Genomic DNA, 11746 nt, shown 5'->3' with positions numbered 1-11746 from the left:
CTATTCTCTAAACTGCAATACAGTAAATAACAATAAAAACGCACCTTATGGTGCGTCTTTACTCAAAAATCAAAACGAATAGCTTATGCTTTTAATGCATCTTTTAATAATTTCCCAGCTTTAAAAGCGGGAAGTTTAGATGCTGCTATTTGAATTTCGGCGCCTGTTTGTGGATTACGGCCAGTACGTGCCGCACGATCTCGAACGCTAAAAGTACCAAAACCCACTAGCGTAACAGATTCTTCTTTTTCTAGTGTTTCAGTTACCGCTTCGATCATTGCATCAATTGCACGACCAGCAGCAGCTTTAGAAATATCAGCTTTAGCGGCAACACTATCTATCAGTTGAGCTTTATTCACTTTCTTCCCCTAATCTTAGTTATTTCTCTAACGGAACATAAATAGAACTAACGTTTATAGCGTTTATAACAAGGTTAGAGTGACTATTCAAGTCTGAATCGACACTCTAACCTCAAGCAATGACACTATGTTGCTACAACTTCAAAAGCATCTGGATGATTTTCTAGTGCCAGCACCAGAACTTCTTCAATCCAACGTACCGGATGGATCTCAAGATCACCAATCACGTTTGCTGGGATCTCTTCCAAATCACGTTCGTTTTCTTTTGGAATCAAAACACGCTTAATACCACCACGATGCGCAGCAAGTAACTTCTCTTTCAAGCCACCGATAGGTAATACTTCACCTCTTAACGTGATTTCACCTGTCATTGCAACGTTTGCACGTACAGGGTTACCCGTTAAGCTCGATACTAGCGCGGTACACATAGCAATACCTGCACTTGGACCATCTTTTGGTGTCGCGCCTTCAGGTACATGCACGTGAATATCACGTTTTTCGTAGAAGTCTTTATTGATGCGGAGTTTTTCAGCACGAGAACGAACAACCGTCATCGCCGCTTGAATAGACTCTTGCATCACTTCACCTAATGAACCGGTGTAGTTAAGCTTGCCTTTACCAGGAACAGAGGTGGTTTCAATAGTCAGTAATTCACCGCCTACTTCAGTCCATGCTAGACCCGTCACCTGACCAACACGACTTTCACTTTCAGTCTTACCAAAATCAAAGATTTGTACGCCTAGGTATTCTGATAAGTTTTCTTGAGTGATCGTCACTGATTTAAGTGATTTATTCAGCAAAATCTGTTTTACCGCTTTACGGCATAATTTAGAAATTTCACGTTCAAGTGAACGAACACCCGCTTCACGCGTGTAATAACGGATAATACCCATTATTGCGCTATCTTCGATGTTAATTTCTTTGGCTTTTAAACCATTACGCTCAATTTGCTTGTCCAGCAGATGCTGTTTAGCAATATTTAGTTTTTCATCTTCGGTATAACCCGATAAACGAATCACTTCCATACGGTCAAGCAGTGGACCAGGAATGTTCATTGAGTTCGATGTCGCAACAAACATCACGTCTGACAGATCGTAATCAACTTCTAAATAGTGATCATTAAACGAAGTATTTTGTTCTGGGTCTAATACTTCCAGTAATGCCGATGCTGGATCACCACGCATATCCGACGCCATCTTATCGATTTCATCTAATAAGAACAGGGGATTACGCACTTCAACTTTCGCCATTTTCTGGACTATTTTACCCGGCATAGAACCGATATAAGTACGACGATGTCCACGAATTTCCGCTTCATCACGTACGCCACCAAGGGCCATACGTACATACTTACGTCCCGTTGCTCTCGCAATCGATTGGCCTAACGATGTTTTACCAACACCAGGAGGACCGACAAGACATAAAATAGGGCCTTTGAGTTTATTCACTCGGCTCTGTACTGCTAGATATTCTAAAATGCGTTCTTTTACTTTATCCAAACCAAAATGGTCTGCATCAAGTATTTCTAGCGCTTTAGCGATGTCTTTTTTAACTTTTGAACGTTTCTTCCAAGGAACTGAAACCATCCAATCGATATAACTACGTACTACAGTTGCTTCTGCAGACATAGGCGACATCATTTTTAATTTATTTAACTCAGCAATGGTTTTAGCTTTTGGTTCAGCAGGCATTTGTGCTTGCTCAATTTTCTCAGCTAATTGTTCAAATTCATCAACACCATCTTCAGATTCACCGAGCTCTTTTTGAATCGCTTTCATTTGCTCATTCAAATAATATTCGCGCTGGCTTTTTTCCATCTGCTTTTTAACACGTGTACGAATTTTCTTTTCCACGTGTAATAGGTCGATTTCAGATTCCATTTGTGCCATTAGGAACTCAAGACGTTCTGCAACGTTACTCAGTTCTAATACCACTTGCTTGTCTTCTAATTTCAACGGCATATGTGCTGCCATTGTATCTGCAAGACGCGCAGCTTCGTCGATCGCCATCACTGATGTAAGTACTTCAGCAGGGATCTTTTTGTTTAGTTTGATATAACCTTCAAACTGACCGATTGCAGTGCGAATAAGTACATCTTCTTCCTTGTCAGATACTGACTCAGAAATAATGTATTCAATCTCGGCCTGGAAGTAATCATCGCCATCACTCAAGCTATTTAATTTAGCTCGTTGTGTGCCTTCGACCAATACTTTAACCGTGCCATCAGGCAATTTTAACATCTGTAAAATATTAGCGACTGTACCGACGCTATTCAGATCATCAACTTGGGGATCATCTTGAGCTGCATCTTTTTGTGCAACTAAAAATATTTGCTTATCTGTATCCATTGCGGCTTCAAGACAACGAATTGACTTTTCTCGGCCAATAAACAAAGGAATTACCATGTGGGGATAAACCACAACATCACGCAATGGTAATACAGGTATATCTACGCGTTCAGTACGCTCAAAACTCATCTTGTCCTCACTTATAAAACTGGACTAAGGGCTAATATTGAATATATAGGGGTTATTACTCAACAATCAATGCTAGGAGCTTAAATTATGAAAAAAAATATAAAAAAAGGGGCATTGCGCCCCTTTTTAACAGTAAGTGTTTAAAAATCTAACACTAGTCTGCTGATACAGCCTGATTTTCAGTATTCTCATAAATCAAAATTGGTGCTGATTCTTCTTTAATAACAGATTCATCAATAACAACTTTGCAAATATCTTCAACTGAAGGAAGATCGTACATCGTATCCAGTAAAACAGCTTCTACAATTGAACGTAAACCACGTGCACCAGTATTTCGAGACATCGCTTTTTTAGCAATTGCAGTTAATGCATCTTCACGGAACTCAAGTTCAACGCCTTCTAAATCGAATAGTGCAGCATACTGTTTAGTCAGTGCATTTTTCGGTTCAGTTAGGATTTGAATTAATGCTTCTTCATCAAGTTCTGTTAATGTCGCGGTCACAGGTAGACGACCGATAAATTCAGGGATAAGACCGAATTTAACTAAATCTTGTGGTTCAACTTTAGCAAATACTTGCGATAACGTTGCTTTGTCAGCTTCGCCTCTCACTTCTGCCGTAAAGCCAATACCACTGCCTACGTTACTGCGCATTTCGATTACTTTCTCTAAGCCAGCAAATGCACCACCACAGATAAATAGAATCTTAGATGTATCTACTTGTAAAAACTCTTGTTGAGGATGCTTACGACCACCTTGTGGCGGTACTGAAGCAACAGTCCCTTCAATGAGTTTTAATAATGCTTGTTGAACACCTTCACCCGATACGTCACGAGTAATCGATGGATTATCAGATTTACGTGAAATTTTATCAATTTCATCAATATAGACAATACCGCGTTGGGCTTTTTCTACATCGTAATCACATTTCTGCAATAATTTCTGAATAATATTTTCAACATCTTCACCAACATAACCAGCTTCAGTTAATGTTGTTGCATCAGCCATAGTAAAAGGTACATCAAGAATACGCGCTAATGTTTCAGCTAATAATGTTTTACCACTACCAGTTGGACCAATTAACAAGATATTACTCTTACCTAGTTCTACACCATTTGATGTATCGCCATTGCGCAAACGCTTATAGTGATTGTATACCGCTACTGCTAATACTTTCTTCGCATGGTCTTGACCAATAACGTAATCGTCTAACTTGCTACGAATCTGATGCGGTGTCGGTAATTCATCACCTTCACGTTTTGGTGCAATTTCTTTAATCTCTTCACGAATAATATCGTTACAAAGATCAACACATTCATCACAAATGTAGACAGATGGGCCGGCAATTAATTTACGTACTTCATGTTGGCTTTTGCCACAAAAAGAACAATAAAGTAATTTACCGTTATCCCCACTTTTTGTTTCTGTCATTCGATAACCTCACATTACAGGTAGAAAGTCTTATGCCCAATCTTGATTATGGCTAAAAGAGAGTCGACCTGTCAAAAATTACTTAGTCACGTTTTGTTATTACTGTATCGATAAGACCGTAATCCATCGCTTCAGCTGCCGTCATATAATTATCACGGTCTGTATCTGCCGCAAGACGATCATATTCTTGACCTGTATGCGCAGCTAATATTTCATTCAATTTACGCTTAGTTTTAAGAATCTCATTGGCGTGAATTTCAATATCAGATGCTTGACCTTGATAACCACCTAAAGGTTGGTGAATCATGATCTTAGCGTTAGGCAATGCGTGACGCTTACCTTTTTCGCCACCAGCAAGAAGGAATGCACCCATGCTCGCAGCCATACCCATACAAATTGTAGACACATTTGGTTTGATAAACTGCATGGTGTCATAAATTGACATACCAGCACTTACAGAACCGCCTGGTGAATTGATATAAAGAAAAATATCTTTATCTGGGTTTTCTGATTCTAAGAAAAGTAGCTGTGCAACAACTAGATTGGCCATGTGGTCTTCAACCTGGCCAGTCAAAAAGATTACACGGTCTTTTAAGAGTCGAGAATAGATGTCATAAGAACGCTCGCCTTTAGCTGTTTGTTCAACAACCATAGGCACTAACGCGCTTGACGGAGACTCTGTGATATCATTAAAGAATTTTGACATATTATCATCCCTAAATAAAAATGGCCCAAGTGAAATACCCCCACTCGAGCCATTATAGCGCTTAATTATGTATTTTGTTCAATCGAATCAACAATTATGCGTTTTGAGTCGCTTTATTCATTAGTTCTTCAAACGCAACTTCTTTTTCTGAAACGTTAGCTTTTTCTAATACTAAATCAATAGCTTGGTCTTCAACAGCTACGTTACGAACGTTTTCTAGTGCTTGTTCGTTGTCTTTGTAGTGTGCGATTACTTCAGCTGGATCTTCGTATGCAGAAGCCATAGATGCGATCATGTCTTGAACACGTGCGTCATCTGCAGTGATTTCGTTTACTTTGATGAATTCACCAAGTACTAGACCGATGCGAACACGACGGCTAGCTTGCTCTGTGAATAACTCATCAGGAAGTTCAGGTGCGTTTTGTGGCGCCATTTGACCAAAACGTTGCATAGCTTGCTCACGTAATGTAACGATTTCTTGCTTAACTAGTGCAGCAGGAACGTCGATGTCATTTGATGCAACTAATGCGTCAAGCACTTTAGTTTTTGTGTCAGCTTTGATAGCTTGCTCAAGTTCACGGCTCATGTTTTTGCTGATTTCAGCTTTTAGAGACTCAAGAGTACCGTCTTCAACACCAAATTTACCTACAAATTCAGCATTGATTTCTGGAAGTTCTTGCGCTTCAACAGCGTTTAGCGTGATAGCGAAGCTTGCAGTTTTACCTTTTAGGTTTTCTGCATGGTATTCTTCAGGGAAAGTTACTTCAACAGTGAACTCTTCGCCAGCAGATTTACCTACGATGCCTTCTTCGAAGCCAGGGATCATACGACCTTGGCCCATAGCTAGTGTAAAGTCTTCAGCTTTGCCGCCTTCGAATTCTTCACCGTCGATGCTACCGTTAAAATTAACTTTAACTTGGTCGTTAGCTTCAGCAGCGCGATCAGCAGTAACCCACTCAGCGTGTTGCTTACGTAACGTTTCGATCATGCCATCAACATCAGCTTCAGTTACTGAAGATACTGATTTTTCGATAGTCATTGCTTCGATACCAGCAACTTCGAATTCAGGGTAAACTTCAAGTGTTGCAGTGAAAGAGAAGTCTTCGCCTTCTTTAACGGCTGCTGGTTCTAGTGTTGGAGCACCAGCTAAGTTTAATTTTTCAGCTACGATTGCTTCGTAGAAGTTACGTTGCATGATTTCACCAGCAACTTCTTCAGCTACAGCAGCGCCAAAACGTTTCTTGATTACTTTAGCTGGAACTTTACCAGGACGGAAACCATCGATACGTTGAGTTTTTGCTAAACCACGTAAACGGTTATCGATTTCTTTGCTAACTGTTGCAGCTGGAACTGTGATAGTTAAACGGCGCTCTAGGCCTTGAGTCGTCTCTACAGAAACTTGCATTTAGATACCTCTAAGTAATTTATAACATTTCCAACTGGAAATTTATGACGCGACATTATAGCTAGCAGCAATAAAAAAATCGAGCATTGCCGCTCTATATAGCACTTAAATAATTTATTTGCTTATAATGTATGGATGAAAAGTTAAAATTCAAGAACAAAAATGATTTTTATGGGCAAATAAGATAAAAAACAATAAATTTTACAACTTTATATCTCAACATATCGCAACGTTGGTTAATTAGTCACCATCGACGTTCTGACCATTCATCTCCCAATCTAACAAATCACCCCGCCATTCTGATACTAATATGCTGTTTATCGCCCCCACAGAAAACTGAATTCCCTGCGCAGTAGAAAATGAAAATATACACTATAATCAATTTAACGTTAGCCAGATTAATCCCTTTAAATTGTTATTAGGAGTTGCGATGACCCTTATCGAAATTGAACGCGCATTTGTAGACTTTACCAATCAACTTGAGTCGCTCAAAGAAAAATATCCCAACCCCGAAATGATGCAGCATATTGACAATCTCATGACCGACACACAGATCATCAAATTAAAAGTAATGCGCTTAGATAGTGTCAAAGACCAAGAGCAACAAGACTTATCACAATCAGTTGCCAGCCACATCGCGCGATTACAGGCTCAAATAACAACATTAAAGCAATCATTTGAGATTGTTACCTTCAATGCTTGATGCGCAATACATAAAGTAATTTATCTTCGCCACAAAGTAGCACAATTAACATTTCTGTAACTATACTTCGGCAAATAACAGTGGATTGTTAAATGCTTAGCGTCGTAGCAAAGGACACAATTCACTCATTATCTAATCTATATCTTACGAGTCATTATGGATAATTTTGAGGGAGGTTATGTGCGCTTATCTAAACTAACAACACCACTAATCGCATCTGTACTAGGGATTGTATCAACACCGCTATTTGCCCAGCAGTCGACACTGAATATGACCGAGGGCGTCACAGGTATCAGTAATACCGTTTATAACTTACACATGACCATTCTCTATATTTGTATTGCGATTGCAGTCATTGTTTTTGGCATCATGTTTTGGTCTTTATATCGTCACCGTAAGTCCCAAGGAGCCATCGCTGCCAAGTTCCATGAAAGCACAACAGTCGAAATAATTTGGACCGCGATCCCCATCGTCATTTTAATTGCCATGGCGATCCCATCAACCCAAGCGCTCATCTTAATGGAAGATACCAGTGAAGCGGATATCACCATTCAAATAACAGGTTCGCAATGGAAGTGGCATTATCGTTATTTCGATCATGATCTTGAATTCTATAGCCGTTTAACCACCAGCCAAGCAGAAATTAATAACGAAGTTGAGAAACAGCCTTATTATCTAAAAGAAGTCGATAACCCTCTGGTATTACCGATCAATAAAAAAATCCGTTTCTTGGTTACTGCCGACGATGTTATCCATTCATGGTGGGTACCAGCCTTTGCCGTAAAAAAAGACGCCAATCCCGGTTTTATTAACGAGGCTTGGACCAAAATTGATACTCCCGGTACCTACCGCGGCCAATGCGCTGAACTGTGTGGTAAAGATCATGGCTTCATGCCAATTGTGGTCACCGCACTAGAGCCTGAAGCTTTTGATGACTGGCTAGCACAGGCAAAGATCACGGCGAATCAGCAGTTACAAGCAGAACAGCAAAGCCTGACCAAAACAATGGACATGCCAACAATGATGACGCTTGGTGAAACCGTCTATAACCGTACCTGCGCAGCTTGTCACCAAGCTGGCGGACAAGGTATTCCCGGCGCGTTCCCCGCATTAAAAAACAGTCCAGTTGCACTTGGCGATGTCAATAAACACATCAATATTGTCCTGCAAGGCGTACCCGGTACTGCCATGGCTGCATTTGCCAAACAGTTAACAAAAAAAGAGCTCGCAGCCGTTATCACCTATGAACGCAATGCTTGGGACAATAATACCGGTGACATTGTACAGCCAGCACAAATCGACACTGCATTAACCAATAGCAACTAATCGGTAATTCAAGGGACTGCACATGAGTGATATTAAAATAAAAGATAATGCCGAGCAAATGATTAACTCTACTTCTGATTTACACCACGCCGATCCACACCAGGGTGCTGAGCATCACGGCGCGCCTAAAGGTTATAAACGTTGGTTATTTTCCACTAACCATAAAGACATCGGCAGCCTATATTTGTGGTTTAGTTTGACGATGTTTTTTATTGGTGGCGCTATGGCCATGATCATTCGTGCAGAACTATTCCAACCCGGCCTGCAATTAGTCGAACCTAATTTCTTCAATCAAATGACCACATCACATGGGTTAATCATGGTGTTTGGCGCCGTGATGCCCGCCTTTGTAGGTTTGGCCAACTGGATGTTGCCGCTAATGATCGGGGCACCAGATATGGCCTTGCCACGCATGAATAACTGGAGTTTTTGGATCTTACCGTTTGCTTTTTCATTATTGCTGCTATCGCTATTTACAGAAGGTGGCGGGCCTAATTTTGGTTGGACCTTCTATCCACCCTTATCAACTAAATACAGTCCCGACAGTACCGCGATGTTTGTATTCTCGGTACATTTAATGGGGATCAGCTCGATAATGGGGGCGATTAACGTCATCGTCACTATTTTAAATATGCGCGCACCGGGCATGACAATGATGAAAATGCCAATGTTCGTGTGGACCTGGTTAATTACCGCATTCCTATTAATTGCTGTTATGCCAGTATTGGCAGGTGCAGTGACAATGATCTTAACCGATAAGTATTTTGGTACCAGTTTCTTTGATGCTGCTGGCGGTGGCGATCCGGTACTCTTCCAGCACATATTCTGGTTCTTTGGTCATCCCGAAGTTTATATCATGATCTTGCCATCATTTGGCATTATCTCTGCGATCATTCCGACCTTTGCTCGTAAACAGTTATTTGGTTATCACTCGATGGTGTACGCCACTGCATCCATTGCTATTTTAAGCTTCACCGTGTGGGCACATCACATGTTTACCGTCGGTCTGCCACTTGCCGCAGAACTATTCTTTATGTATTGCACCATGCTGATATCGGTACCGACGGGGGTGAAAATATTTAACTGGGTATCAACACTCTGGCGTGGTTCGATCACCTTTGAAGTACCCATGCTATTTTCACTGGCTTTCATTGTATTGTTTACCATAGGTGGTTTTTCGGGACTGATGCTGGCCATTACCCCCGCCGATTTTCAATATCATGATACCTACTTTGTTGTGGCTCACTTTCATTACGTACTGGTCACTGGCGCGGTGTTCTCGATTATGGCGGCAGCCTATTACTGGCTACCTAAATGGACCGGCTACATGTTCAATGAAAGACTGGGTAAATGGCATTTTTGGTGTTCACTTATCTCGGTCAACATTCTATTTTTCCCGATGCATTTCTTAGGTCTTGCAGGTATGCCACGCCGTATACCTGATTACGCACTGCAATTTGCCGATATTAACAAGATCGTCAGTATAGGTGGTTTCATGTTTGGTCTTTCGCAACTCCTTTTTGTTGCCGTTGTGATAATGGCCGTTCGTGGTGGTCAAAAAGCCCCAGCAAAACCTTGGGAAGGTGCTGAAGGATTAGAATGGACGGTACCGTCTCCCGCGCCTTATCACACCTTTGATACCCCACCTGAGGTGAAATAATGACAGCACCTAAAATAAAAAAACACTTACGCTTGCTGATTTTTAGCGCCGTCGGTATGTTCGGGTTCGGTTTTGCCTTGGTGCCACTCTATGATGTGTTTTGTGACATTACCGGGCTAAACGGTAAGGATTATAGCCGAGAATCATCTGTACCGATGACAACTGTCGATGAGTCTCGCACTGTTAAAGTTGAGTTTGTTACCTATCTAAATAAACAATTACCTTGGCAATTTAAGCCGGAGATTAACAGTATTGAGTTACATCCTGGTGAACGTTATCAAGTCAGCTTTATGGCGGTTAATCAAAGTGACCAAGACACCTTTGGCCGCGCGGTACCGTCGATCAGTCCAGGTTATGGCGCACAATACCTCGTCAAAACAGAATGCTTTTGCTTTCAAGAACAAATGTTAGCGGCAAATGAAGAGGCGACGATGCCACTTATCTTTTATATCGACCCCAATATACCAGCCGATATATCGACATTAACCCTCGCCTACACCCTGTTTAAAAACGAGCCCAATGCTGATTTAGCAATGAACCAAAAAAAGTAACGATGCGCTAGGAGCCTTGTAATGCCAGATAATAACGAATACGCCAAAGCCCCAAAGAACTACTATGTACCAGCCAGTAGTGCTTGGCCTTTAGTCGGTGCCATCGCTCTTTTCATCATTGCTATTGGCGCTGCAACCACAGTACAAATGATCGGTAAAGAAGGCAGTAATACTGGCATACCCATTTTATTTGTCGGTATCGCCATCTTATTATTCATGCTGTTTAGTTGGTTTCGTAATGTCATTAGCGAATCGATGAAAGGCCTCTATAATGAACAGCTAGATCGTTCCTTTAGAATGGGTATGTTGTGGTTTATCTTTTCTGAAGTGATGTTTTTTGTGGCGTTATTTGGGGTATTGTTTTACCTGCGAAACTTGTCTATTCCGTGGCTCGGTGGTGAAGGTAATAACGCCATGACCCATGCGGTAATTTGGGCTGACTTTATCCCTACGTGGCCATTAACCATCACCCCAGACGGGAGAGAAACACAAGCTATGCCTTGGTATGGGCTACCACTCGTCAATACCATCATTTTGATTACCTCGTCAGTGACGTTACATTTTGCGCATCATAATCTGATTGCCAAGCACCGTGCCAAGTTAGTCACTTGGTTAGCAATTACCGTGGCGCTGGGTATTACCTTCTTATTCTTCCAAGTAGAAGAATACCTACACGCTTATCAAGAATTATCATTGCGTTTTGATTCCGGCGTCTACGGTAATACCTTTTATATGCTCACCGGTTTTCATGGTATGCACGTTACATTGGGCGTGATCATGTTAACAGTGATGCTATTGCGAGTTATCAACGGTCACTTTACCCCAGGCAAACATTTTGCTTTTGAAGCCGCGGCTTGGTACTGGCATTTTGTTGATGTGGTCTGGATAATTTTATTTCTGTTTGTCTATATTGTTTAGTCACACTCTTTAATGACATTGTTTAGTGAAATTGTTTAGTGACGATTCTAGTTTTAAGATTAACAATATCGACCTTGAACAGTCGCCCTCACGATCACTTTAACCTAACAATATACGACGACTTCGATACCAAATAAGCTAAAATTAACAATAGGCTTGCTTGGTATCGTCTTTTCTCACCAATTGCGACTAGCGCTTTGACTTCACCAGCA

General features: G+C 41.1%; 10 protein-coding genes. 5 read left to right on the top strand and 5 right to left on the bottom strand.

Translation table 11 applies throughout. The features are described from left to right. Positions 1-83 precede the first annotated feature (83 nt). The 5 genes from A923_RS0103855 to tig all read right to left on the bottom strand — a co-directional run bounded on the left by A923_RS0103855 (position 84) and on the right by tig (position 6376). On the bottom strand, positions 84-359 hold the full coding sequence (locus tag A923_RS0103855) for an HU family DNA-binding protein (protein ID WP_017220335.1): 276 nt from the start codon (positions 357-359) through the stop codon (positions 84-86). A gap of 125 nt (positions 360-484) precedes the next feature. Next, positions 485-2836, bottom strand: coding sequence for an endopeptidase La (gene lon / locus A923_RS0103850; RefSeq protein WP_017220334.1), 2352 nt, complete (start codon positions 2834-2836; stop codon positions 485-487). A gap of 154 nt (positions 2837-2990) precedes the next feature. Then, the gene (gene clpX / locus A923_RS0103845) at positions 2991-4265 is read right to left on the bottom strand and encodes an ATP-dependent protease ATP-binding subunit ClpX (RefSeq protein WP_017220333.1); all 1275 of its coding nucleotides are present in this window, start codon (positions 4263-4265) and stop codon (positions 2991-2993) included. Positions 4266-4347: 82 nt separating this feature from the next. Further along, positions 4348-4971: an ATP-dependent Clp endopeptidase proteolytic subunit ClpP gene (gene clpP, locus A923_RS0103840; protein WP_017220332.1), complete on the bottom strand. Its 624-nt coding sequence runs from the start codon at positions 4969-4971 to the stop codon at positions 4348-4350. 94 nt (positions 4972-5065) lie between these two features. After that, positions 5066-6376, bottom strand: a complete 1311-nt coding sequence (gene tig / locus A923_RS0103835) for a trigger factor (RefSeq protein WP_017220331.1) — start codon at positions 6374-6376, stop codon at positions 5066-5068. 430 nt (positions 6377-6806) lie between these two features. Between tig and A923_RS0103830 the strand changes: the two genes are divergently transcribed. From A923_RS0103830 to A923_RS0103810, 5 genes are all read left to right on the top strand, one after another. Beyond that, complete coding sequence (locus A923_RS0103830; RefSeq protein ID WP_017220330.1) at positions 6807-7079, top strand: hypothetical protein; 273 nt, start codon at positions 6807-6809, stop codon at positions 7077-7079. Between the two features lie 156 nt (positions 7080-7235). After that, positions 7236-8405: a cytochrome c oxidase subunit II gene (coxB, locus tag A923_RS0103825; RefSeq protein WP_017220329.1), complete on the top strand. Its 1170-nt coding sequence runs from the start codon at positions 7236-7238 to the stop codon at positions 8403-8405. A gap of 58 nt (positions 8406-8463) precedes the next feature. After that, the gene (gene ctaD, locus A923_RS0103820) at positions 8464-10065 is read left to right on the top strand and encodes a cytochrome c oxidase subunit I (protein ID WP_026006054.1); all 1602 of its coding nucleotides are present in this window, start codon (positions 8464-8466) and stop codon (positions 10063-10065) included. Next, positions 10065-10616, top strand: a complete 552-nt coding sequence (locus A923_RS0103815; RefSeq protein ID WP_017220327.1) for a cytochrome c oxidase assembly protein — start codon at positions 10065-10067, stop codon at positions 10614-10616. Before ctaD ends, A923_RS0103815 begins: the two co-directional genes overlap by 1 nt. Positions 10617-10637: 21 nt before the next feature. After that, the gene (locus A923_RS0103810; protein WP_017220326.1) at positions 10638-11534 is read left to right on the top strand and encodes a cytochrome c oxidase subunit 3; all 897 of its coding nucleotides are present in this window, start codon (positions 10638-10640) and stop codon (positions 11532-11534) included. Positions 11535-11746 lie beyond the last annotated feature (212 nt).

It is taken from the genome of Moritella dasanensis ArB 0140 (genome assembly GCF_000276805.1).
Lineage (GTDB): Bacteria > Pseudomonadota > Gammaproteobacteria > Enterobacterales > Moritellaceae > Moritella > Moritella dasanensis.
Note: the sequence above shows the minus strand (reverse complement) of the source record. Positions and strands in the feature narration are given on the sequence as shown.